Raw genomic sequence first — 21,840 nt, 5'->3', positions numbered from 1 at the left:
GGAAGTATAAGGAACAAGGGCGCGGTGCGGACCGTTACGAGTATATAGCATCACTCGAAAGGCCCCATGACATGATCCGCCTCGCCATCATCGCTCTCGTCATCGCTGCTCTGCTTGCCATTCTTGGCTTTGGCGGCGCTGCCGGTACGTTCGTCGGTATTGCAAAGATTCTGTTCTTCATCGCCATTGCCATATTCGTGTTGTTTCTGGTTCTGGGCCTGCTGGCTGGCAAGGGAATCAAGAATTCGCTAGACTGACCGCCTACGGAAATAGGCCCAATGGAAATAGGCGACGACGTGAATGAGACTGGACGGCTGCTGCGCGATGCGGGCGGCTTCCTGCTCCGGCGAGACAATGGCGGCACCTGGCGACTGGTGCTGCTGCGGGTGCCGGTGGATCATGTCGAAAAACGCGTTCGCGTCCGTGGCCATTATGCTGGCGACGACGTGGTCGAGGTAGAGGGTGTGGCGGCGGTCTGAAAAGGCCTGCCGCCACGCTCCTTTGCCTGAGGTACCAGTCTTCGCTGGGGTGACGATGGAAATTATACAAAGCCGCCTGTCCACTAACCACCCACGCCGGCTATTCCATCCCGACATCTGGACTCGCCCCTGCACCAGCGTCATGATCCTGCCCATTCAGGGGATTGTCCATGACCATGCGCGCCTTGCCTTTTTTTGCCCTGTTTGTGGCCACGCCTTTCCTGTCATCGGCTGCTCCAATGCCGCGCCCGGACGCGCTGGCGAAGCTGACGCCGGAGGCGCTTATGGCGTCGGGATGCGGATTCATGCCGCAAGGGGAAGGCGGTTCGGTGGCGGGCAAGACGGCGATGCTCATGCCATTGATCTCTGGCCTTGCGCCTATCCACTACCCCATCAGCACGACCAATCGGCAGGCGCAGGCCTATTTCGATCAGGGCATGGCGCTGCTCTATGGTTTTGAATTTCCGAAGGCGGAGCGCAGTTTCGCTGTCGCCGTCGAGCATGATCCATCCTGTGCCATGTGCAAATGGGGGCAGGCGCTCGCCATCGGTCCCTATATCAACAGCGGACCGTCGGGCGAACCGCGCATCGCGCAGGCCCGCGCGCTGACCGCTCAGGCGCTTGTCTCCCCCGGCACCACCGCGCCCGAACGCGCGCTGATAGAGTCATTGGCTATCCGCTATGCCCCCGGCGCGTCCCCGGCGCAAAAGGGGGTCCATGCTATCGCCTTTGCCGATGCGATGCAGGTGGTGTCGGACCGCTTTCCCGCTGACGACATGATCATGGTCCTGGCCGCCGAGGCCGCGATGAACGTGCGGCCATGGGACTATTGGGAGGCGGACAATGCCACCTCGCGCCCCTGGGGACGCCGCGCGATTACGCTTGTCGAAAAAGTGCTGGCCCGCAATCCTGATCAGACGCAGGCACAGCATCTCTACATCCACCTGACCGAAGCCTCGACCAATCCAGGGCGAGCGGAGAAGGCGGCGGACAGGCTGGAGATATCTTCGCCCGCCTCCGCGCATCTGGTTCATATGCCCAGCCACACTTATTATCGCGTGGGCCGATTTGCCGATGGGGTGGACGTCAACCGCAAGGCGATTGCGGCGGATGAGGCGATGGCGCGGCGGCTGAATGAAGATCCGACCTATTATGGCTATTTCACGCATCACACTCATTTCATCCTGTCGGCCGCCGAACAGATTGGAGACGGTGCGACCGCGCTGAAGGCCGCCGCCGATCTTGAAGCGGCGCTCACCCCGGAAAAGATCGCGGGGATGCCCCGGCTCCAGTCCCGTCTTGTCAGCGCGCTTCAGGCGCGCGCGCAGTTCGCCGCCACGCTGGACGACCTGCTCGCCATCCCCCAACCCGACGCGCGTTTGAATGAAATGACGCAGATGTGGTGGGCGTTGCGGGCGGAGGGGCTGGGTCGCGCAGGGCGCAAGGCAGAAGCGATGAAGGAAATCGTCGCCATGCGGGCCGCGCGTGGGAAAAAGCCTGTCGCCAAGGATGCTTTGCCGCTGGTGAAGCTGGCAGAAACGATGGCGCTCGCCCGCATCGCCGAGGGGAACGGAGAGAAGCGCAAGGCGCTGCGCCTGCTGAACGCCGCCGCGGGGATCGAGCGCAACTTCACCTATAACGAACCGCCGCTCTGGCATCAGCCGGTCGATGCCGCGCTGGGCGCACTGCTGTTGCGGACCGGTGATGCGAGGCAGGCGAAAATCGCCTTTGACCGCGCGCTCGTCCGTCGCCCAGGCAATGGCTGGGCGCTGTGGGGCAAGGCGCAGGCGCAAGTGGCGCTGGGTGAGAGGCAGGCCAGCGCCAGCACATTTGCGCTTCATCGGGCCAGTTGGAAAGGGACGGACGAAGGGATGCTCGCCCGGTTGTAACTATATGGGTGATTCGTTAGCGTCCGTTCCGTTCGGACAGGGCGGGGTTTGAGCGGGGTTTCGGCGACCGCCAAACGTCCCATGATATGGTGTTCGCATTGACTCCCGCCGCGCAGTCGTTATGGCGCTGCAACATCGGGACCACCCGCTTCGACCGCCGGTTGATGCGCGTTTCGCCGCCTTCTTGCTGACAGGCAAGCCCTGGCTGAAATGTCGCCTCCCCCCTTTGCCGCGCGGCCGGGGCATATGCGAGGAGACGCACGACTTATGACCGCCATCGGACAGGACACTTTGGGCACGCGCGACACGTTGAATGTCGGCGGCAAGGACATTGCCTATTATTCGCTGAAGAAGGCGGCGGCCAAGCTGGGCGACGTCTCACGCCTGCCTTTCTCGATGAAGGTGCTGCTGGAAAACCTGCTTCGTTTTGAAGATGGCGTCACCGTCACAACCGACGACATTCAGGCGATCGTCGATTGGCAGAAAGAGCGCAAGTCGGACCGTGAGATCCAGTATCGCCCCGCGCGCGTGCTGATGCAGGATTTCACCGGCGTTCCCTGCGTCGTCGATCTGGCTGCCATGCGCGACGCGATGAACGCGCTGGGCGCCGACGCGACAAAGATCAACCCGCAGGTTCCCGTCCACCTCGTCATCGACCACTCGGTCATGGTTGATGAATTCGGCACGCCCAAGGCGTTTGAGGACAATGTGGAACTGGAATATCAGCGCAACATGGAGCGCTATGACTTCCTGAAGTGGGGCAGCAAGAGCCTCGATAATTTCAAGGTCGTCCCTCCCGGCACCGGCATCTGCCATCAGGTGAACCTGGAAAATATCGCGCAGGCGGTCTGGTCCTCGGTTGACGCGAACGGCGCGATGGTCGCCTATCCCGACACCTGTGTCGGCACCGACAGCCATACCACGATGATCAACGGTCTGGGCGTATTGGGCTGGGGCGTTGGCGGGATCGAGGCGGAAGCCGCGATGCTGGGCCAGCCCGTGTCGATGCTCATCCCCGAAGTCGTCGGCTTCAAGCTGTCCGGGGCGCTGGCTGAGGGCATCACCGCCACCGATCTGGTGCTGACCGCCACGCAGATGCTGCGCGCCAAGGGCGTGGTCGGCCGCTTCGTTGAATATTTCGGCCCCGGCCTTGCCTCACTGTCGCTCGCCGATCGCGCGACGCTGGCCAACATGGCGCCGGAATATGGCGCAACCTGCGGCTTCTTCGGTATCGACGACAAGACGCTGGATTATATGCGTCTCACGGGTCGCACCGAAGAGAATATCGCGCTGGTCGAAGCCTATGCCAAGGCGCAGGGCTTCTGGCTGGACGCCTCGGTCGATCCGGTGTTCACCGACGTCCTCGAACTCGACATGAGCACGGTCGTTCCGTCGCTCGCCGGTCCCAAGCGTCCGCAGGACAAGGTGATCCTCACCGAAGTCGACAATGTCTTCAATGCGGATCTTGAGAAGATATACAAGAAGGCCGCCGCCGTTCGCGTTCCGGTCGAAGGCCGGACCCATGACATTGGCGACGGCGACGTCGTCATCGCCGCGATCACGAGCTGCACTAACACCTCGAACCCCAGCGTATTGGTCGCCGCCGGTCTGGTTGCCAAAAAGGCGAACGAACTGGGCATGAAGCCCAAGCCATGGGTCAAGACTTCGCTCGCCCCCGGCAGCCAGGTCGTCACCGACTATCTGGAGAAGGCGGGCTTGCAGACCCACCTTGATGCGGTCGGCTTCAACCTGGTCGGCTATGGCTGCACCACCTGCATCGGAAACTCCGGCCCGCTGGCCGAGCCGATCAGCAAGGCGATCAACGGCAACGACATCGTCGCCGCGTCGGTCCTGTCGGGCAACCGCAACTTTGAAGGCCGCGTGTCGCAGGACGTGCGCGCCAACTTCCTCGCCAGCCCGCCGCTGGTCGTCGCCTATGCGCTGAAGGGCACCGTCACCACCGACTTCGTCGCGACCCCGATCGGTCAGGGCAGCGACGGGCAGGACGTGTACCTCAAGGACATCTGGCCCACCAATGAAGAAGTCCGCTCGGTCATGGACGGTGCGCTGACCCGCGACATGTTCCAGAGCCGCTATTCGACGGTCTTCACTGGCGATGCGCGCTGGCAGGCAATCGACGTTGCGGGATCGGACACCTATACGTGGCGCGCAGGCTCCACCTATGTCGCCAACCCGCCTTATTTCGAGGGGCTGACGATGACCCCGGCGCCGGTCAACGACGTCATCGAAGCCAAGCCGCTGGCGATCTTCGGCGACTCGATCACGACCGACCACATCAGCCCGGCCGGCTCGATCAAGGCGTCCAGCCCCGCTGGCGTCTGGTTGCAGGAGCATCAGGTGAGCCAAGCCGACTTCAACAGCTACGGCGCGCGCCGTGGCCATCATGAAGTCATGATGCGCGGCACCTTCGCCAACATCCGCATCAAGAACCTGATGCTGGACGGGGTAGAGGGCGGCATGACCCGCTATGACGGCGAAGTCATGGCGATCTATGACGCGGCGATGAAGCACAAGGCGGATGGAACCCCACTCGTCGTCATCGGCGGCAAGGAATATGGCACCGGCTCGTCGCGCGACTGGGCGGCCAAGGGCACCAACCTGCTGGGCGTCCGCTCGGTCATCGTGGAGAGCTTCGAGCGTATCCACCGTTCCAACCTGGTCGGCATGGGCGTTCTGCCGCTCCAGTTCAAGGACGGCCAGAACAAGGACACGCTGGGCCTGACCGGTGACGAAACCTTCACCATCCAGAATGTCGCGGGCCTGAAACCACGCCAGGACGTGGACGTGATCGTGAAGCGCGCCGACGGCTCGACCTTCACCTTCAGCGCGCTCTGCCGGATCGACACGATCAACGAGCTGGAATATTTCCTGAACGGCGGCATCCTGCAATATGTGCTGCGCAAGCTGGCCGCTTAATCGCCTGATCGAGTGACGTAAGGAATAAGGGCGCTCTCCAGCCGGGGAGCGCCCTTGTTCCTTTGGAGCGATTATGGTGCCGTGGCATCAGTCCTGAAGACGGGTGGATAGGCGACTTTGCCCCATCACAAAGACATCTGTTTGGCAAAGCATGGCTGGCCTGCTTATGGTCCTGCCTCAGATGACTGAAGATCCTGCATGAAGACCGCGCTTATCGTCCGCCATGTGCCCCGCGAAGGGGCGGCTGGCTTCCTTCAGCCGATCGAGGCAGCGGGCTATCATATCGAACGGGTCGACGTGGCCGGCGACGATTTTGCTGATGTCGACCTCTGCGCGCCAGACCTGCTCATCATGATGGGCGGGCCGATGGGCGTTTATGAAGCTGACGTCCATCCCTGGATACCGGTGCAGATCGACAAGCTGGCCGACCGGTTGGCGCGTGATCGCCCGACGCTGGGCGTGTGTCTGGGCAGTCAGATGATCGCGGCGGCTCTGGGCGCGCGGGTCTATCAGGGCGGAACGACCGAACTGGGTTTCGCGCCGGTGACGATCAATGCGAACGGAGCGGGGTCTCCGCTGCGCCATCTGGCCGATGTGCCCGTGCTTCACTGGCATGGCGACACGTTCGACCTGCCCGATGGCGTCGATCTGCTCGCATCCACCACATCCTACGCGCATCAGGCATTCCGGCGCGGCTCTAACCTGCTGGCGCTACAATTTCACGCGGAGATGGGGGAAGATCCGCGGTTCGAGGATTGGCTGACCCATTTCTGGGCCGACCTTGATGGCGCGGGGGCCTGTCGCCATGCGCTGCGCCGTGACCATGAGGCTCACGGGCCTGTGGCGGTGGCAGCGGGTCGCATGATGATCGCAGACTGGCTGGCGGGGATCAGGGAGTAGGGCGCGCCCTCAGTTCATTGCCAGGATCATGTTCCGTACCTGGGGATAGACCTGCTTTTCCCACTTGCTGCCGGAAAAGACGCCATAATGGCCGACGCCGGGTTGCAGATGGTGGCGCTTCATATGCGGGCGCAGGCCCGTGCATAGCGCATGGGCGGCAGAGGTCTGGCCGACCGCGCAGACATCGTCCCGCTCGCCCTCGACCGTCAGCAGCGCGGTCTTGCGAATGAGGCCCGGCTTTACCGCGCGGCCGCGATGGGTCAGTTCGCCCTTGGCCAGCAGCGTGCGCTGGAACACCTTGTCCACCGTCTCCAGATAAAATTGCGCGGTCATGTCGAGGACAGCGAAATATTCCTCGTAGAAATCCTTGATCTTATCGGCTTCCACCGTCTTGCCGTCGGCCAGAAGCTGATAAAGTTCGCGATGCTGCGACCCGTGCCGCTCCATGTTCATGGACATGAAGGCGGATAGTTGCAGAAAGCCGGGATAGACTTCGCGTCCGCCGCCGGGATAGCGCAGCGGCACGGTGCTGATCAGGTTCTTTTCGAACCATTCGATCGACTTTTCATTGGCAAGCTCATTGACCGCCGTCGGGGCCGCACGCGTGTCGATCGGCCCGCCCATCAGCGTCAGCGACCGGGGCAGGGCAGGGTCCTTATCCTCCGACATGATCGCGACTGCCGCCAGTGCGGGGACGCAGGGCTGGCAGACCGAGAACATATGCGCGCCCGGACCCAGTTCCCGCTGGAAATCGATGAGATAGTCGACATAGTCGTCGAAACCGAAATCCCCGGCACTGCGGGGCACGTCGCGAGCATTTTTCCAGTCGGTGATATAGACGTCATGGTCACGCAGCAGCGTATGGATTGTGTTGCGCAGCAACGTAGCGAAATGACCCGACATCGGCGCCACCACCATCACCTTGGGCTGGGCGGCTTCGACATCATCCTTCACAAAATGCAGCAGATTGCCGAACGGGCGATCCAGCGCAATTTCCTCGCGTATCGTCACCCGCGCGTTGCCGCTGACCACCGATTCGATATTATAGGCGGGACGCTTATGTGTCAGCTTTGCACCCTGGAAGACGTCCATCAGCGCGAACATCCTGCGTGACATCGGCAGGTCGCCCATCGGCCCCCAGGCCTTGCGGAAGTTCAGCGCCGTTTGCGCCGCCAGACGGGCCGGCATCAGCATGTCGTTCCAGGCTTGATACCCGCTGTAGAGCATACGCATATTCGTCAAAGAACCTTATTTCACGACACCGACCGTTTGGCCTTTGTCCGTAGCGGAAAAAGATGCATTCTATGCTGCGCTGCATCATGTGCGAAAGCAAGTAACTTCGAAACCAGGAGGGACAAATGGCGACCGCAGAACTGACCTTGTCGAGCAAGACCTATTCCTCCTGGTCGCTACGCGGCTGGCTGCTATGCCGAATGGCTGGCCTTGCCGTAACGGAACGCATGATCGACATCGACGACCCGGAAAACCGCGCTGAATTGCTGCTTCTCTCTCCCTCCGTACTCGTGCCGCGCCTGACGCATGAGGGGGCGGGGGTGTGGGACACGCTGGCGATCGCGGAATATCTGCATGAGCTCTATCCTGATGTCGGCATGTATCCCACAGACCGAGTCGTGCGGGCGCATTGCCGCTCGGTCAGTGGAGAGATTCATTCGGGTTTCGCCAATCTGCGTTCGGCCCTGCCGATGAACCTCAAGGTCCGGCATGAGAAATTCCCGGTTTTCTCCGGAGCGAAGGCGGACATCGAACGGATCGAGACGATCTGGATCGAATGTCTGGAAACCTATGGGGGGCCGTGGCTTTTCGGCGCGCATCCCACTGTCGCAGACGCGATGTTCGCGCCAGTCGCGCAACGATTCCTCAGCTATGCGGTCAAGCTACAGGGGCCTTGCGCGGCCTATTGCGATACCATTGCCGACTGGCCGCTGATGCAGCTATGGCTGGCCGATGCGCTTAAGGAACCGGACGAAATGATCGAACTGGAAGTCGAGTTTTGACGCGGGAGAGGGCGCTGCGATCATGACGGCCTCTTCGAATTCCCTGTCTGGCCTGGGCTTTGTGTGTTATCCTGCACTATCGCGTCACTTCTTTCGAACCATGACGTGACAGAGAGCGCATTGGCTCCCGGTTTAGGCGGGAGAAATGCGTTGGACGATCCACTCTATCTTAAACGAAGACTCGCATCAGCCAATGCCATGGCGGCGAGGGCGACCAGTCGCTGCGCGCGCATTGCCTATCGCGACATCGCACATCGTTACGAAGCGCTGATGATCCGCGATGGTCCGGCGACCCTCATGGTGCCGCTGACCGGTCGGCAGCGCGCGACTCAAGTCCTGCCGGTCCGGGTTGCGCGTTTTTAAGATAAGGAACAGCCATGCTTCTCTCATCGGATTTATGCCGCGCGCAGGAGAGGATGCAGCAGGATCGTGCGACCAGCCATCCCCTGCCGCATGTTCGCCATCTGGCGGCAAAGGCCGCGATTGCGTGGCGCAATGAAGGCATCTGGGCGGAAAAACGCGAACAGCGGCATAGGACGCTGGTCCTTGATGAAAGCGAGCCGACGGATGATTTCAGCGGCCCGGACCCCGATGAATATGTCCCACGCGCGCGGCGATAGGGAAGGCGACGGCACCCTATCCGAACAGATAGATATGGATCGGGTTTTTCGGGTCCAGCAGCATCTTGGCCGTGAGTGCGAGCGACATGACGATCAGCAGCGGCTTGATGATCCGGGTGCCAAAGCGCATCGCCGTGTGCGATCCGATCTGTCCACCGATGACGCTGCCCACCGCCATTGCAAAGCCCGCAATCCACAGGACATGGCCGCCATGGATCATGGTCAGCAGCCCCGCGACATTGCTGGCGAGGTTGGCCGCCTTGCTCTGCGCGGTGGCGCGGACCAGCCCCAGCCCCCCCAGCGCCAGGAAGATGGTGGCGTAGAAGGCGCCTGCCCCGGGGCCGAAAAAACCGTCATAAAAGCCCACAATCCCGATCAACAGGCTGATCGCCACAATCCCGACCCGCTGGTGCCGGTCCATCTCGCTGACCTTGGGTGAAAAGCTGAAATAGGCGGCCAGTGCGATCAGCAAGGCTGGCATCAGGCCCGCCAGCAGCGAGGGGTCGACCCGTTGCAATAACCATGCACCGCCCACCGATCCCACGAAGGCGGCCAGTATCGGTCCTTTATAGGCCGCGATATTCATATGTCCCGCCCGCGCATAGGCGTAGCAGGCACCCGCCGTTCCGATCGAGCTTTGCAGCTTGTTTGTCGCCACGGCCGCGACCGGCGGGATGCCGGCGGCCATCAGCGCGGGCAGGGTGATGAGGCCCCCACCGCCCGCGATCGCATCGATGAAACCGGCCATCAGCGCGGCGGCCATCAGGAAGCCGATGATTTCGGGGGTGAGGGTCATGTACTTACTTCCGTTCGTGTCGAGCGAAGTGAAGATACGCTTGCCCGTTCTGGATGAACGGAGATCAGAAACTCCGCAGTCCCGGCCCTCAATAGGCTCGCGCTATGGCGAACTCGACCGCTTCGGTCAGCGCTGCCTTGGCGCGTCCGCTTGCGAACATGCCCAGCGCGTCGATCGCCCGTTGTCCATAATGGCGAGCGCGCGCCATCGTGTCGGCAATGGCGCCAGTCGATCGCAGCAGTTGCGTGGCATGGGCCAGATCATCTTCGCCGATCTTGTGGCCGGCTATGGCGGCCTTCCAGAAAGTGCGGTCCGCCTCGCTGCCGCGCGCATAGGCGAGGATTACGGGCAGCGTCACCTTGCCGTCGCGGAAATCGTCGCCCGCATCCTTGCCCATCGTCGCGCCGTCCGACTCATAGTCGATGGCGTCGTCGATCAACTGGAAGGCGATGCCCAGATTGCGGCCATAAGTGTCGAGGGCCTGTTCCTCCGCCTCACCGCGATCGGCGACCACCGCCGAAATGCGGCAGGCGGCGGAAAACAGCGCGGCGGTCTTGGCGCCGATAATGTCCAGATATTGTTCTTCGCTGGTGTCGATCCGGCGCTGTGCGGTTAACTGGTTGACCTCACCCTCGGCGATCACCGCCGACGCGTTGGCCAGGATCTTGAGCACTTTGAGCGACTCGGCCTCAACCATCAGTTCGAACGAGCGGGAGAAGAGGAAATCGCCGACCAGCACGCTGGCGCTGTTGCCCCAGATGATATTGGCGGTCTTCCGGCCCCGACGCAGCCCCGATCCATCGACGACATCGTCGTGCAGCAGGGTCGCGGTGTGGATGAACTCGACCGCAGCGGCCAGCTTATAGTGGCGACTGCCTGCATAGCCGACCAGATCAGCGCAGGCGAGGGTGAGCATAGGGCGCAGCCGCTTGCCGCCGCCAGCGATCAGATGACCGGCGAGTTCCGGGATCAGCGGGATGCGCGACTGCATCCTGTCCAGGATCACGGCGTTCACCTGGTTCATGCCGTCGGCGACCAGGCCCATGATTGGGGCAAGCGATGGCGCGCTGGCGCGGCCGATGGGGTGGACGTTACCGGGTGCAGGTGCTGTCATGACTTGCGCCATGTGGCGGTGCAAAATGCAGATAGCAAGCGGGAATAGCTTGCCTGAACCGCTGGATGCGGCAAAAAGCGCGCGATTGGAGTGTTTTCGAAGCAGGTGGAATCACCTGCTGACTCGGAAAACGCGACAAATCAAAAGACTAGAGCAGCCGAGCCGATCGGATCGGCTGCTCTAACCGGAGAAGTGGCCGTGGACGAGACATTACAGCGTTATCGCGAGAGTATCGACAATATCGACGCGGCGCTCGTCTTCATGTTGGCGGAACGGTTCAAGGTGACGCAATCGGTAGGGCGCTACAAGGCGACGCACCAGTTGCCCCCCGCTGATCCAGGCCGGGAAGAGCGGCAGATCGGCCGTTTGCGCCAGCTTGCGCTTGACGCCAATCTCGATCCCGACTTCACCGAGAAGTTCCTGCGCTTCATCATCGATGAGGTGATCCGTCACCACGAAAAGCTGCGCGAGGGCTGAGCCGCCCGATGTCCTCCATACGGTCGATAGCGACTTTGCTCGAGACTATGGCTTTATCCGGCCGGATATTCCTCATGCCCGATATTGGGCCACTGGAAATTCGTGTAGGTCAGCATCGTGCTGAAACTTTCCGACCGTAGCTGATGCCACCAGCCTATGGGGATGAACAACAGGTCGCCGGGGTTGAGGACGACCTCATAGTGCAGGACGTCGCGGGCTGCTGGATGGAGTGCCAACCGCGCTGGATCGGTCAGGTCATGCACATCGCTGAACACATGCCGTCGATGCGCCATTCGGGCTGTTTGTGACGGTGGCACCAGAATGACACGCTTGGTTCCCGTCACCTGCGCCAGCAAATTGTTGGTGAGGTCGAAGTGCAGTGGGGTGAAGGTGTCCTTCGGCCCGATCCACAGCATTCCAGGTGCGCGGGTCAGATAGGCGTCGAGCCTGCCAAGATCCTTCTCCAGCGGGGCGAAGGCGGTCGCATTGGCGCTGCTGTTATAGGCGGTGATATAGGCATCATTGCCGCCATCGCGGATAAGTGCGAGGAACGCGCGGAAGGGTGCACGCCGCTTGTGCCGATCCTTGGCCAGCTCATAATCGCCAGCCCCTTCGCGCCCGCCCTGATATTCGACGACAGCATCGCCAATCGTGTCGGCAAGATAGTCGGGCGTCCACTTCTCCAGCGCGGGCCAGCCCGCCATCGCCCCTTTGATGACGACCGGCCGGCCGGTGGCATAAAAGTCATGCAGGAATGCTTCGCCGGGCAGATTTTCGGCGGTGAGCAGGCCCGACGCATAGGAAGAGAGCGCGCGCTGTCGCTCCATCGTTCCCAGCAGCCAGTCGCGCCGTTTGAGCGCCAGCGCCTCTTCATTGCGCGGAGGGGAGGCCGGGGGCATTAGCGCGGAAGGTTTCGGGGCCTTAGAGGCCGCGTCAAAGCCGATCTGCCGCAGCGTCATCTGCATTTGCACGTCTGCCGTCTGCGACAGGAGTGGGGGGACGGGATATTTCTTGCCGGACATGCTCATCGTGCCACTCTATCAAATTAACATGACCGGGATATTGCATGAAATGACCGTTATAAGACGGGCCTTCAGGCCGGCTCGACAACCTCCTCGCGCTTCCCCTGTGCCCTGCCCAGCAGAACGCCGCCCAGCGCCAGCGCGAAACCGATCAGTTGCACTGGTCCCAGTCGCTCGCCAAATAACAACCAGGCCTCGATCGCTGCGAGCGGGGGGACGAGCAACAACAGCATCGACATCCGTGTCGCGCCCTGATGCCGCACCAGCCAGACCAGCAGCGACAGACCACCTGCCGACAGGCCCAGTACCGACCAGCCAAGGCCAACGAACAGTATAGGCGCGCCGTCCCAGCGTATTTCTCCAATCAGCAGCGTCGCAAGGACCGCGACCATCGCACCGCCCGCATTCTGTACCGCACCAGACACAAGAATCGCGTCGCCGGATAGCGATCCGCGCTGGATCATCGTGCCCACGGTCATGCCGATGATCGAGGCGATACCCGCGAGTGCAGTCACGATTCCGATCCCGCCGATCCCGGTTCGCTCGATTGCAGGCATGAGCACACAGCCGACGCCGACGATCGCGATGGCAAGGCCCGCCCAGGCCCGCCCACCCAATCTCTCACCCAGCAACGCGAAACTCGCCACCGCCACCATCAACGGCTGGAGCGATCCCAACAAGGCCATGACCCCGGCGGGCATTCCATGCTGCACCGCCCACCAACTGACCGTCAGATAAACGCCGTGCAGCATTGCGCCGGCCGCCAGATGCAACCGTAGCTGTCGTCCGCGCGGCCATGCCTGCCGCGCGTAAAGCGCCCCTACACCCAGCAGACCGGTGGTCAGGGTGAGGCGCACAGCCAAGAACATCTCCGGCGCGGCATGGGGCACGACGGCCCGCGCGACAATGAAGCCGGTGGACCAGATGAGGACGAACAATATGGAGGCGGCAAGGGCTAACATGCCGCTGCCTTTGGCGCAGGTGCGACGCTATGTCGAGGGAAGGCGGGCTGTTGCGTTGCGTGGTCGTCCAGTGCGGCCATGGTCGCGCCGCCCTTCATCGGCGTGGCGACCGCCTCTGCCGTCGCCATCACGCGCTTAACGCCTGTCAATCGTCTGACATCACTTTTTCTAGGCACTAGTCTCCCATCACCAACATGCTAATCTAGGGGTGATGATGATCGACCCCATGCTGCTGTTGCAGGCCTATGCCATTGGCGTCTTTCCCATGTCGGACGACCGTGACGCGCAGGAAGTGTATTGGGTCGAACCGAAGAAGCGGGCGATCCTGCCGCTCGATGGCTTCCATCTGTCTCATTCTCTGGCCAAGACCATCCGGAAGGAGCGGTTTCGTGTGACCGCCAATCGCGATTTCCCCGGCATTGTCGCGCTGTGCGCGCAAGCGGCGGCTGACCGTCCCACCACTTGGATCAATGGCGCGATCGAGCAGGCCTATCGCCACTTGCATGAGATCGGCTTTGCTCATTCGATCGAATGTTGGGTGGGGGATGAACTGGTCGGGGGCCTGTATGGCGTTGCGTTGGGGCGCGCCTTTTTCGGTGAAAGCATGGTGTCGCGCCGTACAGATGCGTCAAAGGTCGCGATCGCCTGGCTGGTGGCGCGGTTGCGCGCGGGTGGCTTCACGCTGCTCGATTGTCAGTTCATGACCGAGCATCTCCGCTCGCTGGGCGCGGTAGAGATCGGGCAGGCCTATTATCTTCAGTTGTTGGACAGGGCGGTCGACGGAGTGCCGCTTGGCGCGGGACGGGGGGTGCTGGCGGAGGGGGCGGGTGCGGCGGCCTCTGCCGCGTTCGAACCACTGGGGGGCGCCGCACGTCTGGACGTGGCGGACGGTTCGCCCCTGTCGCCAGCCTTGTCGCCGACCTTGACCGTCGCGGTCCCGGTTTCGGGCCATTCCATCGTGCAGCTCTTGACCCACACATCATAGATCGGGTGCTGCACGACATTGCGGTCGGGCCGGTTACGGAACAGCCAGCCGGAAAAATTTCGCCGCCATTTGCCGTCTGCGCTGGATCGGACATCCAGTTGTACGAAAGCGCCGCTTTCCTGAAGATTTTCCCACGGAGCGGTCGTCTCGCAGGCTTGAAGGCGGACAATGGCATCGCCCACGCGCAGCGCTTCGCCCGGCTTCATGGTCAGGTCACGGGTCAGGCCGTTGCGCTTGTTGAGCAGGCCGATCACGGCCACGCGTTCGCGCATCGGTGTGCCGGGCAGGGCGGTATCTTCGCTCGCCCCGATCTTGCTGCCTTCGATCTTTACCGGACCCGTCTGATTGGCGGTCGGTATGTCGCCACCCTTGCAGGCGGCAAGGGCCAGCATCGACGCACCGGCCAGAATCGGCAGGACACGTCCCGCCGGACGCAACCTCATGACACGCCAGGATGCATTAAAGGTCAGGACTCCACGCCTCGTAATCGCCGGTTGCCTTCTGGCGCAAGCCGCCCTTTTCCATCGCGCCGGACGGGCGATAGGCGTTGATCGTGCCGGTTTCATTGGGGGTGGATTCCCGTTCCCAGATGCGCGGCGGCGGCAGGAAACTTTCGGGCGTGCCCTCGATCGAATGATGCAGCCAGCCATGCCATTCGGCAGGCACGCGGCTGGCGTCGTTAGGGCCGTTATAGATCACCCAGCGGCGTGGCTGGCCATGCATGTCGCTGCCGCCTTCAAAATAGATATTGCCCTGATGGTCTTCACCAATCTTGCTGCCCTTGCGAGCGCTGTAGAGAGCGGTGCCGATGGTCGCGCCATCCCACCAGGTGAAGATCTTGCCGAGGATTCCCATGGCCAAGCGCTTAGCGCCCGGCGGGGGCGATTGGCAAGGGCCGTTATGCGGGGGCGATCAGGGTTTCGGACAGAAATTGAGGCTGCGCCATGCAGATTGGGTGGTGTCGTAGGATTGGCCCTCGGGCATTGAGCAGCGGCCCCAGTTTACCCGGTCCCCCTCCTTGATGCCCAGTGCGACCGCCCGTCCACCCGCCAGTTCCAGCACGGCGGCCACCGGAATCCCGGCGGACACGGGCTCCTGCGAATAGGGTTGGGTGTTCGCGCCGATGAAGGCGATGGTCCCGTCGGTGCGGATAAAAAGCATGTCGAGCGGGATCAGCGTATTCTTCATCCAGAAGCTGGCCGTGCGCGGCGGTTCCATCGGGAACAGCATGCCCGAGTCCGGGCCAAGCGTTTTGCGAAACATCAGTCCCTGGGCCTGCTCCGCCGGAGTCATCGCTACTTCGACTTCGAAACGGCGTGTTGCATCGGCGCTGTGGATGGCGAGGGGCAGCAAGGCGTTGGATGGCTGTGCCGTGTTGGCGCTGGCTTTCGCCGTATCGTTGCTTTGAGATGGCGCGCAGGCCGTGAGCAGAGCCACGGCAGCGAAGAGGGCGATGCGGATCATGGCTGACCTTCTAGCGCGTTATTTTCATCGGGTGGAGCCTCTTAACCCTCATTCCTCGGGAACCTCACCCGGTGCTGCCTCCACCCACCGCCGTGCCACATCCATGTCATGCCCGGCGCGCAGGAAGGCGCCGACCCATTTCTGACGGAGCGCCTGATCAGGGCGCTGGGCGGCATAGGGGCCGATCCGCTTGCGCCGGGCGAAGCGTTCTGCTGCCTCCCAGCGTCCTGCCATCATCTGTTCGTCGGCCACCGTCCGGTCGTCTTCCGCGATGCCCGCGCCGCGCAGCGCTTCGCCGATCCGGCGTGCGCCCAGCCCGCGTCGCGCCATGGCCGCGCTCTTCATCGTCGCGAAACCCGCATCGTCGACATAGCCCAACTCGGCCAGCCGCTCGATCAGAGTGTCAAGATCGGGGCCGTCCTCTTCCGCCCAGCCACGCTCGCGCAGCTTGCGGCCAAGATAGTCGCGCAGCTTCCCCCGGCTTGTCGCAAAGCGACCGACATAGTGCAGCGCAAGTTCACGCAGCATCTCTGGGTTCAGGGGTTTTTTGGGTCTGGGTGGCCGCATATGGAGGGCATCCTGCACCACGCGCCATCTTTATGCCACAGTCGGGCCGGATTTTGAACGCGGCTTATGGGCTAAAAGGCCAAGCTGGAATGCAACTATCCAGTGCAAAGCCGCAGCAGAAATGATAGCGGCGCGCCGGATAGAGCAAAATATGACATTGGGTGACGCCAATATGACGGGTTCGCACAGCATGGATAAAATCGCATTGGCACCGACGCCGACCTATGACGACCTGCCCCGCAGGCTGTCCGACTTCGCGACGCTGGGTGAGGCGCTGGACTATGCGGCGACCGGGCAGCGTGGGCTGAACTTCCACGATGCGCGCGGCAATCTGGCGCGGCCCTATTCCTTTGCGGAGCTGCGTGGCGACGCCATCGCCTGCGCGCATCGGCTGATCGCGCACGGCGTCAAGCCCGCCGACCGTATCGCGCTGGTCGCGGAAACCGGTGCTGACTTCGCTCAGCTTTTCTTTGGCATCGTCTATGCGGGCGCCTGGCCGGTACCGCTGCCGCTGCCGACCAGTTTCGGTGGCAAGGAAAGCTATATCGATCAGTTGGTCGTCCAACTGACAAGCTGCGACCCCTCGCTCTTCCTGTTTCCGGCAGAACTGGCGGAAATGGCGGGAGAGGCTGCGGCACTGCGTTCGGTCGAAGGCATCGCGTTCGAGGATTTCATCGCACGCGAAGCCGCGTCCTGCGCGCTGCCGCAGGCGAAGACGGACGAGATCGCCTATCTGCAATATTCCAGCGGCTCGACCCGTTTCCCGCATGGTGTCGCCGTCACCCATCACGCGCTGCTCAGCAACCTGTCTGCACACAGCCATGGCATGAAGTTGCAGGACAGCGATCGCTGCATCAGCTGGCTGCCCTGGTATCATGACATGGGCCTGGTCGGCTGCTTCCTGTCGGTCGTCGCCAACCAGGTATCGACCGACTATATGAAGACGGAGGATTTCGCCCGTCGTCCGCTGGCGTGGCTGGACCTCATCAGCCGGAACGAGGGCACCTCGATCAGCTATTCGCCGACCTTCGGCTACGACATCTGCGCGCGGCGCATGTCCAGCCAGACCAAGGCGAGCGACCGGTTCGACCTGTCGCGCTGGCGTCTGGCAGGTAACGGCGCGGACATGATCCGTCCCGACGTGATGCAGAGCTTTGTCGACGCCTATGCGGAGGCGGGCTTCTCCCCCAACGCTTTCCTGCCCAGCTATGGCCTGGCCGAAGCGACGCTGGCGGTCACGATCATGCCGCCGGGCGAGGGGATCGTCGTTGAACTGGTCGCTGAAACCGATCTGTCGGGCGCCGACGATGGCGAGGGGCGCCCCCAGCGTTTCCGGTCGATCGTCAATTGCGGCAAGCCCGCCAAGGACATGATCGTCGAGATCAGGGACGAAGACGGCGCCATGATCGGGGAGCGTCAGATCGGCAAGGTGTGGACCACCGGGCCTTCGCTGATGGTGGGGTATTTCCGCGATTCTGAAGCGACCGACGCCTGCATGGTGGATGGCTGGCTGGACACGGGCGACATGGGCTATCTCAGCGATGGTTATCTCTACATAGTCGGCCGCGCCAAGGACATGATCATCATCAACGGCAAGAATCACTGGCCCCAGGATATTGAATGGGCCGTGGAGCAACTGCCGGGCTTCAAGCAGGGCGACATCGCCGCCTTTGCCATCACCACGCCGGGCGGTGAAGAAACACCCGCCGTGCTGGTGCATTGCCGCACGTCGGACAATGACGAGCGTTCGCGCCTGCGCGACCAGATTCGCGAGCGGGTCCGGGCGATCACCGGCATGAACTGCGTCGTGGAACTGGTGCCGCCGAGAACCCTGCCGCGCACCAGTTCGGGCAAGCTCAGCCGGTCGAAGGCGCGCAACCTCTATCTGAACGGCGATATCCGGCCCTACGATATCGCGGCCTGAACCGGCGGTTGCGTTCGGGTAATGTCGTGACGTTTAGCGTGGTGTAAGCACCTGCCGCTCGATCGTTGCCCAAAGGCCGGCAAAGGCCTTGGCTGGAGGCGAGGAAGGGGCGAAGTCACCAAGCGGTTTGCGCCTGACGGTCATCTGCTCGATCATGCTGGCCATTGGTATGGCCGTCCATTCGGGCTGTTCCTCGGTCGCCTTGCGGTGCAGGCTACGGCGGCGATCAACCATCGAATAGACCGGAAAGATTGGCGCGTGCGCGCCGCCGCGCTGCATCAGATAGCGCGCAACCTCGCCCATGGCTCGCTGGGACAGCGGGGAGGGGATGACGGGGATGACGATCAGGTTGGCGGCGCGCAGCACTTGCTCGCTGGTCTCGGTCAGGCCCGGTGGGCAATCCAGAATGATCCGGTCATAGTCGCGGCCCAGATTCTCGATCAGCTTGGCCAGCCGCTTCTTCTTGTCCAACTCGCGGAACAGATGATCGAGGCCGCGCAGGGAAGTGTCCGCGGCGATGAGGTCAAGGCCGGGGACGGTCGAGGGCTGGATCAGCTTGTGGATGTCGACATCCTTGCTGAAGATCGCCTGCGCTGCGTCGCGGCTCTCCTTGTCAGTGGACAGCATCCAGCTTGACGCTGCCTGTGGATCAAGATCCCAGAGCAAAGTTCGCCGTTTCGAGATCGTAGCCGATGCCCAGGCGAGGTTGATAGCGAAGGTGGTTTTGCCCACGCCGCCCTTAAGGCTGTAAACGGCGATGGTCGCCAATGCGCTGTCCTTGCTCATGGCGCCAAGGCTAAGTCCTCGTGCGCCCTCGTGGCAAGTGTTCAATCATGCGATTGTTACGGATCGGTGACAGGGAGGCGCGATCGCGCCTTAATCCCTAAAGGATTTCGCGGGCGCGCTCCGGCGGGCGGGCGATCACCGCGCCCTTGGCGGTGATGACGATGGGGCGCTCGATCAGGATTGGGTGGGCCGCCATTGCGTTAAGGATCGCCGCGTCATCGCTGGTGTCGAGGCCGATTTCCTTGACCACGGCTTCGCCTTTGCGAAGCGCGTCATGGGGAGCGATGCCTGCGGTCTGGAAAACCGCCGCGATTTCGCCGTGCGTCGGTTGGGTCTTGAGATAATCGATGATCTCGACCTCGACGCCCGGCGTTTCTTCCAAAATCGCGAGCGCCGACCGCGATTTCGAGCAACGGGGATTGTGCCAGATGGTGGCCTTCACGCCGTTTCGTCCCGCGCCAGCCATTCCTCCAGCCATTTGATCGTATAGGCGCCGTCCAGAAATTCGGGATCTTTCAGCAGTTTCTGATGCAGGGGAATGGTGGTCTTCATCCCCTCGATCACATATTCCTCCAGCGCGCGGCGCAGGCGCATGATGCAGCCTTCGCGGGTGCGGCCATAGACGATCAGCTTGCCGATCATGGAATCGTAATAAGGCGGCACCTTATAGCCCTGATACAGGCCACTATCGACGCGGACATGCATCCCGCCCGGCACATGATAGCTGGTGACGGTGCCTGGTGAGGGGGCGAAGGTGCGCGGATCTTCCGCGTTGATCCGGCATTCGATCGCATGGCCGGTGAACTTCAGTTCATCCTGCGTGACCGACAGCGATTTACCCTCGGCGATGCGAATCTGTTCGCGGACCAGATCGAGGCCCGTAATCATTTCGGTCACGGGATGTTCGACCTGAAGCCGGGTGTTCATTTCGATGAAGTAGAATTCGCCATCTTCGTACAGAAATTCGATCGTGCCCGCGCCGCGATAGCCCATGTCGGCCATCGCCTTGCTGACGATGCCGCCCATCCGGTCGCGCTCGGCGGAAGAAATGACGGGGGAGGGGGCTTCCTCCAGCACCTTCTGGTGGCGGCGCTGGAGCGAACAGTCGCGCTCGCCCAGATGAATGGCCTTGCCATTGCCATCGCCGAAAATCTGGAACTCGATATGCCGGGGGTTGCCCAGATATTTTTCCATATAGACGGTGGCGTCGCCGAACGCGGCCTTCGCCTCGTTGCCCGCCTGGCTCATCAGTGTTTCAAGCTGGTCTTCGGAAGGCACGACCTTCATGCCGCGCCCGCCGCCGCCTGACGCCGCCTTGATGAGCACGGGATAGCCGATCTTCTGGGCCACCGCCTTGGCTTCGTCGATAGTGTCGAGAGCGCCGTCGGAACCGGGAACCAGCGGCAACCCCAGCGCGCCAGCGGTGCGCTTTGCCTCCACCTTGTCGCCCATGATCCGGATATGTTCGGGCTTGGGACCGACGAAGGCTATGCCATGCGCCTCCACAATCTCGGCAAACTGGGCATTTTCCGACAGGAAGCCGTAACCGGGATGAATGGCGTCCGCGCCGCTGATTTCGGCGGCGGAGATGATCGCGGCGATGTTGAGGTAGCTGTCCCTGGCCGCAGGCGGGCCGATGCAGATCGCCTCGTCCGCCAGTCGCACATGCATGGCGTCAGCGTCGGCGGTCGAGTGGACCGCGACCGTCTTGATCCCCATTTCATGGCAGGCGCGATGAATACGCAGCGCGATTTCGCCCCGGTTGGCGATCAACAGCTTTTCGATGGACATGCGGAGGGCCTTATTCGATCACGATCAGCGGCTGGTCGTATTCGACCGGCTGGCCGTTATCGACCAGTATCGCCTTGACGGTGCCAGCGGACGGCGCGGTAATCGCGTTCATGACCTTCATGGCTTCGACGATCAGGACCGTCTCGCCTGCCTTCACCTGTGCGCCGACCCGCGCGAAGGGGGCGGAACCCGGTTCGGCCGCCAGATAGGCGGTGCCGACGATCGGCGAGCGCACGGTGCCTGCGGCAATGGCAGGCTCTGCCGCTGCGGCAACGGGAGACGCCAGGGGGGCGGCTGCGACAGGTGCGGGCATCGGGGCATAGACGGGAGCACCGCCACCAACCTTGCGCGCGACGCGGATCTTGCGATCGCCATCCTCAACCTCGATCTCGGTCAGGTGCGTGTCGTCCAGCAGCGCGGCCAGTTCGCGCACCAGGGCGAGATCCACCTGCATTGCGACATTTTCATGCTTGTCGTTCATCGTTGACCCTTGTTTGCCAAGATAATTTGGTTCTGGCCGCCAGCGCCTATGCCGGTTTGCGCCAAAGCGCAACTTTGTAGCGTTGGGCGGAGGACATGAAACGCTTTTCCGAGGCCTGCCTAAAGCTCCAGCGCCGCTTCGAGCGCCAGCATGTAGGATAAAGGACCAAAGCCAGCGATCGTGCCCTTGGCCGCCATGCCGACATAGCTTTTATGCCGGAAATCCTCACGCTTGTGCGGATTGGACAGATGGACTTCGATCACCGGCACGGTGATGCTCAGAATCGCGTCGTGCAGCGCGACCGAGGTGTGGGTGAGGCCGCCGGGGTTCAGGATGACCGCATGGGCGCCCTCCGCATGGGCCTCATGCAGCCAGTCGATCAGATTGCCTTCATGGTTGGACTGGCGAAAATCGATCACGACATGAGCGCGTTCGGCCGCGTCGTCCATCCGCTCGGCAATGTCGTCCAGCGTGTCATAGCCGTATATCTCCGGCTCGCGCGTGCCCAGCAGGTTGAGGTTGGGGCCGTTGAGCACATAGATTTTACGAGCATCTGCCATCGCGACGGTCCTTGTCTGTTGCGGGGCAGGGTGCGCTGATCCTATATGCGGCCAGCGGCGCGTCCCCCTGG

The 21,840-nt window shown here is 62.4% G+C and carries 25 protein-coding genes and 1 pseudogene; 11 read left to right on the top strand and 15 right to left on the bottom strand.

Annotated features, from left to right (window positions below):
* Nucleotides 1–71: 71 nt before the first annotated feature.
* The 5 genes from WFR25_RS20865 to WFR25_RS20845 all read left to right on the top strand — a co-directional run bounded on the left by WFR25_RS20865 (nucleotide 72) and on the right by WFR25_RS20845 (nucleotide 6,205).
* Nucleotides 72–257, top strand: a complete 186-nt coding sequence (locus tag WFR25_RS20865) for a DUF1328 domain-containing protein (RefSeq protein WP_336973349.1) — start codon at nucleotides 72–74, stop codon at nucleotides 255–257.
* 21 nt (nucleotides 258–278) lie between these two features.
* Nucleotides 279–479: a DUF5818 domain-containing protein gene (locus tag WFR25_RS20860; protein ID WP_336973347.1), complete on the top strand. Its 201-nt coding sequence runs from the start codon at nucleotides 279–281 to the stop codon at nucleotides 477–479.
* 170 nt (nucleotides 480–649) lie between these two features.
* Nucleotides 650–2,368, top strand: a complete 1,719-nt coding sequence (locus WFR25_RS20855) for a tetratricopeptide repeat protein (protein ID WP_336973346.1) — start codon at nucleotides 650–652, stop codon at nucleotides 2,366–2,368.
* Nucleotides 2,369–2,635: 267 nt separating this feature from the next.
* Nucleotides 2,636–5,305, top strand: coding sequence for an aconitate hydratase AcnA (gene acnA, locus WFR25_RS20850; protein WP_336973345.1), 2,670 nt, complete (start codon nucleotides 2,636–2,638; stop codon nucleotides 5,303–5,305).
* 198 nt (nucleotides 5,306–5,503) lie between these two features.
* A complete protein-coding gene (locus WFR25_RS20845; RefSeq protein ID WP_336973343.1) occupies nucleotides 5,504–6,205 on the top strand; it encodes a glutamine amidotransferase in 702 nt (233 codons plus the stop codon).
* 9 nt (nucleotides 6,206–6,214) lie between these two features.
* Here the strand turns inward: WFR25_RS20845 and WFR25_RS20840 are convergent, their stop codons facing one another.
* Nucleotides 6,215–7,438, bottom strand: a complete 1,224-nt coding sequence (locus WFR25_RS20840; RefSeq protein ID WP_336973341.1) for a polyhydroxyalkanoate depolymerase — start codon at nucleotides 7,436–7,438, stop codon at nucleotides 6,215–6,217.
* A gap of 125 nt (nucleotides 7,439–7,563) precedes the next feature.
* Between WFR25_RS20840 and WFR25_RS20835 the strand changes: the two genes are divergently transcribed.
* The 3 genes from WFR25_RS20835 to WFR25_RS20825 all read left to right on the top strand — a co-directional run bounded on the left by WFR25_RS20835 (nucleotide 7,564) and on the right by WFR25_RS20825 (nucleotide 8,840).
* Nucleotides 7,564–8,220 carry a glutathione S-transferase gene (locus WFR25_RS20835; RefSeq protein ID WP_336973339.1) on the top strand — a complete coding sequence of 219 codons (657 nt, stop codon included), beginning with the start codon at nucleotides 7,564–7,566 and terminating at the stop codon, nucleotides 8,218–8,220.
* 150 nt (nucleotides 8,221–8,370) lie between these two features.
* Nucleotides 8,371–8,583, top strand: a complete 213-nt coding sequence (locus tag WFR25_RS20830) for a hypothetical protein (protein WP_336973337.1) — start codon at nucleotides 8,371–8,373, stop codon at nucleotides 8,581–8,583.
* Nucleotides 8,584–8,636: 53 nt separating this feature from the next.
* Nucleotides 8,637–8,840, top strand: a complete 204-nt coding sequence (locus WFR25_RS20825; RefSeq protein ID WP_336973335.1) for a hypothetical protein — start codon at nucleotides 8,637–8,639, stop codon at nucleotides 8,838–8,840.
* Nucleotides 8,841–8,856: 16 nt separating this feature from the next.
* Here the strand turns inward: WFR25_RS20825 and WFR25_RS20820 are convergent, their stop codons facing one another.
* Together WFR25_RS20820 and WFR25_RS20815 are read right to left on the bottom strand one after the other, a co-directional pair.
* A complete protein-coding gene (locus WFR25_RS20820) occupies nucleotides 8,857–9,636 on the bottom strand; it encodes a TSUP family transporter (protein WP_336973333.1) in 780 nt (259 codons plus the stop codon).
* Between the two features lie 88 nt (nucleotides 9,637–9,724).
* A complete protein-coding gene (locus tag WFR25_RS20815) occupies nucleotides 9,725–10,750 on the bottom strand; it encodes a polyprenyl synthetase family protein (RefSeq protein WP_336973332.1) in 1,026 nt (341 codons plus the stop codon).
* 198 nt (nucleotides 10,751–10,948) lie between these two features.
* On the opposite strand from WFR25_RS20815, the gene WFR25_RS20810 reads away from it, so the two are divergent.
* Nucleotides 10,949–11,227, top strand: coding sequence for a chorismate mutase (locus tag WFR25_RS20810; RefSeq protein WP_336973329.1), 279 nt, complete (start codon nucleotides 10,949–10,951; stop codon nucleotides 11,225–11,227).
* A gap of 53 nt (nucleotides 11,228–11,280) precedes the next feature.
* Here the strand turns inward: WFR25_RS20810 and WFR25_RS20805 are convergent, their stop codons facing one another.
* The 3 genes from WFR25_RS20805 to WFR25_RS20795 form a co-directional block, all read right to left on the bottom strand.
* Nucleotides 11,281–12,255, bottom strand: a complete 975-nt coding sequence (locus WFR25_RS20805; RefSeq protein WP_336973328.1) for a cupin-like domain-containing protein — start codon at nucleotides 12,253–12,255, stop codon at nucleotides 11,281–11,283.
* A gap of 65 nt (nucleotides 12,256–12,320) precedes the next feature.
* Nucleotides 12,321–13,211 carry a DMT family transporter gene (locus WFR25_RS20800; protein WP_336973326.1) on the bottom strand — a complete coding sequence of 297 codons (891 nt, stop codon included), beginning with the start codon at nucleotides 13,209–13,211 and terminating at the stop codon, nucleotides 12,321–12,323.
* A complete protein-coding gene (locus WFR25_RS20795) occupies nucleotides 13,205–13,342 on the bottom strand; it encodes a hypothetical protein (protein WP_336973325.1) in 138 nt (45 codons plus the stop codon). The genes WFR25_RS20800 and WFR25_RS20795 overlap by 7 nt, the downstream gene beginning before the upstream one ends.
* Before the next feature lie 80 nt (nucleotides 13,343–13,422).
* On the opposite strand from WFR25_RS20795, the gene aat reads away from it, so the two are divergent.
* Nucleotides 13,423–14,196 (top strand): leucyl/phenylalanyl-tRNA--protein transferase, encoded by a 774-nt coding sequence (aat, locus tag WFR25_RS20790; protein ID WP_336973324.1) that lies wholly within the window; start codon nucleotides 13,423–13,425, stop codon nucleotides 14,194–14,196.
* Nucleotides 14,197–14,231: 35 nt separating this feature from the next.
* Here the strand turns inward: aat and WFR25_RS20785 are convergent.
* The 4 genes and pseudogenes from WFR25_RS20785 to WFR25_RS20770 form a co-directional block, all read right to left on the bottom strand.
* A pseudogene (locus WFR25_RS20785) lies at nucleotides 14,232–14,402 on the bottom strand (DUF2155 domain-containing protein); the annotation flags it as partial.
* 253 nt (nucleotides 14,403–14,655) lie between these two features.
* A complete protein-coding gene (locus tag WFR25_RS20780; RefSeq protein ID WP_336973322.1) occupies nucleotides 14,656–15,051 on the bottom strand; it encodes an NADH:ubiquinone oxidoreductase subunit NDUFA12 in 396 nt (131 codons plus the stop codon).
* A gap of 57 nt (nucleotides 15,052–15,108) precedes the next feature.
* Complete coding sequence (locus WFR25_RS20775; RefSeq protein ID WP_336973319.1) at nucleotides 15,109–15,660, bottom strand: DUF192 domain-containing protein; 552 nt, start codon at nucleotides 15,658–15,660, stop codon at nucleotides 15,109–15,111.
* Nucleotides 15,661–15,708: 48 nt separating this feature from the next.
* A complete protein-coding gene (locus WFR25_RS20770) occupies nucleotides 15,709–16,227 on the bottom strand; it encodes a regulatory protein RecX (protein WP_336973318.1) in 519 nt (172 codons plus the stop codon).
* 151 nt (nucleotides 16,228–16,378) lie between these two features.
* On the opposite strand from WFR25_RS20770, the gene WFR25_RS20765 reads away from it, so the two are divergent.
* Complete coding sequence (locus WFR25_RS20765) at nucleotides 16,379–18,151, top strand: fatty acyl-AMP ligase (RefSeq protein ID WP_336973317.1); 1,773 nt, start codon at nucleotides 16,379–16,381, stop codon at nucleotides 18,149–18,151.
* A gap of 33 nt (nucleotides 18,152–18,184) precedes the next feature.
* On the opposite strand, the gene WFR25_RS20760 is transcribed toward WFR25_RS20765, so the two are convergent.
* From WFR25_RS20760 to aroQ, 5 genes are all read right to left on the bottom strand, one after another.
* The gene (locus WFR25_RS20760; RefSeq protein ID WP_336973315.1) at nucleotides 18,185–18,937 is read right to left on the bottom strand and encodes a ParA family protein; all 753 of its coding nucleotides are present in this window, start codon (nucleotides 18,935–18,937) and stop codon (nucleotides 18,185–18,187) included.
* A 97-nt stretch (nucleotides 18,938–19,034) separates the two neighbouring features.
* Entirely contained in the window at nucleotides 19,035–19,379 is a 345-nt protein-coding gene (gene arsC, locus WFR25_RS20755) for an arsenate reductase (glutaredoxin) (RefSeq protein ID WP_336973313.1), read from the bottom strand.
* Entirely contained in the window at nucleotides 19,376–20,728 is a 1,353-nt protein-coding gene (accC, locus tag WFR25_RS20750; protein WP_336973312.1) for an acetyl-CoA carboxylase biotin carboxylase subunit, read from the bottom strand. The genes arsC and accC overlap by 4 nt, the downstream gene beginning before the upstream one ends.
* Nucleotides 20,729–20,738: 10 nt before the next feature.
* Nucleotides 20,739–21,209 (bottom strand): acetyl-CoA carboxylase biotin carboxyl carrier protein, encoded by a 471-nt coding sequence (accB, locus tag WFR25_RS20745; protein ID WP_336973311.1) that lies wholly within the window; start codon nucleotides 21,207–21,209, stop codon nucleotides 20,739–20,741.
* 119 nt (nucleotides 21,210–21,328) lie between these two features.
* Entirely contained in the window at nucleotides 21,329–21,769 is a 441-nt protein-coding gene (gene aroQ / locus WFR25_RS20740) for a type II 3-dehydroquinate dehydratase (protein WP_336973309.1), read from the bottom strand.
* Between the last annotated feature and the right edge of the window lie 71 nt (nucleotides 21,770–21,840).

This window comes from Sphingobium aromaticiconvertens, from assembly GCF_037154075.1.
GTDB lineage: Bacteria > Pseudomonadota > Alphaproteobacteria > Sphingomonadales > Sphingomonadaceae > Sphingobium > Sphingobium aromaticiconvertens.
Note: the sequence above shows the minus strand (reverse complement) of the source record. Positions and strands in the feature narration are given on the sequence as shown.

Bases quoted from the DNA above. Each gene is read 5' to 3' on its own strand.
- WFR25_RS20865 (WP_336973349.1), top strand. From the start codon at position 72: ATGATCCGCCTCGCCATCATCGCTCTCGTCATCGCTGCTCTGCTTGCC.
- WFR25_RS20860 (WP_336973347.1), top strand. From the start codon at position 279: ATGGAAATAGGCGACGACGTGAATGAGACTGGACGGCTGCTGCGCGAT.
- WFR25_RS20855 (WP_336973346.1), top strand. From the start codon at position 650: ATGACCATGCGCGCCTTGCCTTTTTTTGCCCTGTTTGTGGCCACGCCT.
- acnA (WP_336973345.1), top strand. From the start codon at position 2,636: ATGACCGCCATCGGACAGGACACTTTGGGCACGCGCGACACGTTGAAT.
- WFR25_RS20845 (WP_336973343.1), top strand. From the start codon at position 5,504: ATGAAGACCGCGCTTATCGTCCGCCATGTGCCCCGCGAAGGGGCGGCT.
- WFR25_RS20840 (WP_336973341.1), bottom strand. From the start codon at position 7,438: ATGCGTATGCTCTACAGCGGGTATCAAGCCTGGAACGACATGCTGATG.
- WFR25_RS20835 (WP_336973339.1), top strand. From the start codon at position 7,564: ATGGCGACCGCAGAACTGACCTTGTCGAGCAAGACCTATTCCTCCTGG.
- WFR25_RS20825 (WP_336973335.1), top strand. From the start codon at position 8,637: ATGCAGCAGGATCGTGCGACCAGCCATCCCCTGCCGCATGTTCGCCAT.
- WFR25_RS20820 (WP_336973333.1), bottom strand. From the start codon at position 9,636: ATGACCCTCACCCCCGAAATCATCGGCTTCCTGATGGCCGCCGCGCTG.
- WFR25_RS20815 (WP_336973332.1), bottom strand. From the start codon at position 10,750: ATGACAGCACCTGCACCCGGTAACGTCCACCCCATCGGCCGCGCCAGC.
- WFR25_RS20805 (WP_336973328.1), bottom strand. From the start codon at position 12,255: ATGAGCATGTCCGGCAAGAAATATCCCGTCCCCCCACTCCTGTCGCAG.
- WFR25_RS20800 (WP_336973326.1), bottom strand. From the start codon at position 13,211: ATGTTAGCCCTTGCCGCCTCCATATTGTTCGTCCTCATCTGGTCCACC.
- aat (WP_336973324.1), top strand. From the start codon at position 13,423: ATGATGATCGACCCCATGCTGCTGTTGCAGGCCTATGCCATTGGCGTC.
- WFR25_RS20780 (WP_336973322.1), bottom strand. From the start codon at position 15,051: ATGGGAATCCTCGGCAAGATCTTCACCTGGTGGGATGGCGCGACCATC.
- WFR25_RS20775 (WP_336973319.1), bottom strand. From the start codon at position 15,660: ATGATCCGCATCGCCCTCTTCGCTGCCGTGGCTCTGCTCACGGCCTGC.
- WFR25_RS20770 (WP_336973318.1), bottom strand. From the start codon at position 16,227: ATGCGGCCACCCAGACCCAAAAAACCCCTGAACCCAGAGATGCTGCGT.
- WFR25_RS20765 (WP_336973317.1), top strand. From the start codon at position 16,379: ATGACATTGGGTGACGCCAATATGACGGGTTCGCACAGCATGGATAAA.
- WFR25_RS20760 (WP_336973315.1), bottom strand. From the start codon at position 18,937: ATGAGCAAGGACAGCGCATTGGCGACCATCGCCGTTTACAGCCTTAAG.
- accC (WP_336973312.1), bottom strand. From the start codon at position 20,728: ATGTCCATCGAAAAGCTGTTGATCGCCAACCGGGGCGAAATCGCGCTG.
- accB (WP_336973311.1), bottom strand. From the start codon at position 21,209: ATGAACGACAAGCATGAAAATGTCGCAATGCAGGTGGATCTCGCCCTG.
- aroQ (WP_336973309.1), bottom strand. From the start codon at position 21,769: ATGGCAGATGCTCGTAAAATCTATGTGCTCAACGGCCCCAACCTCAAC.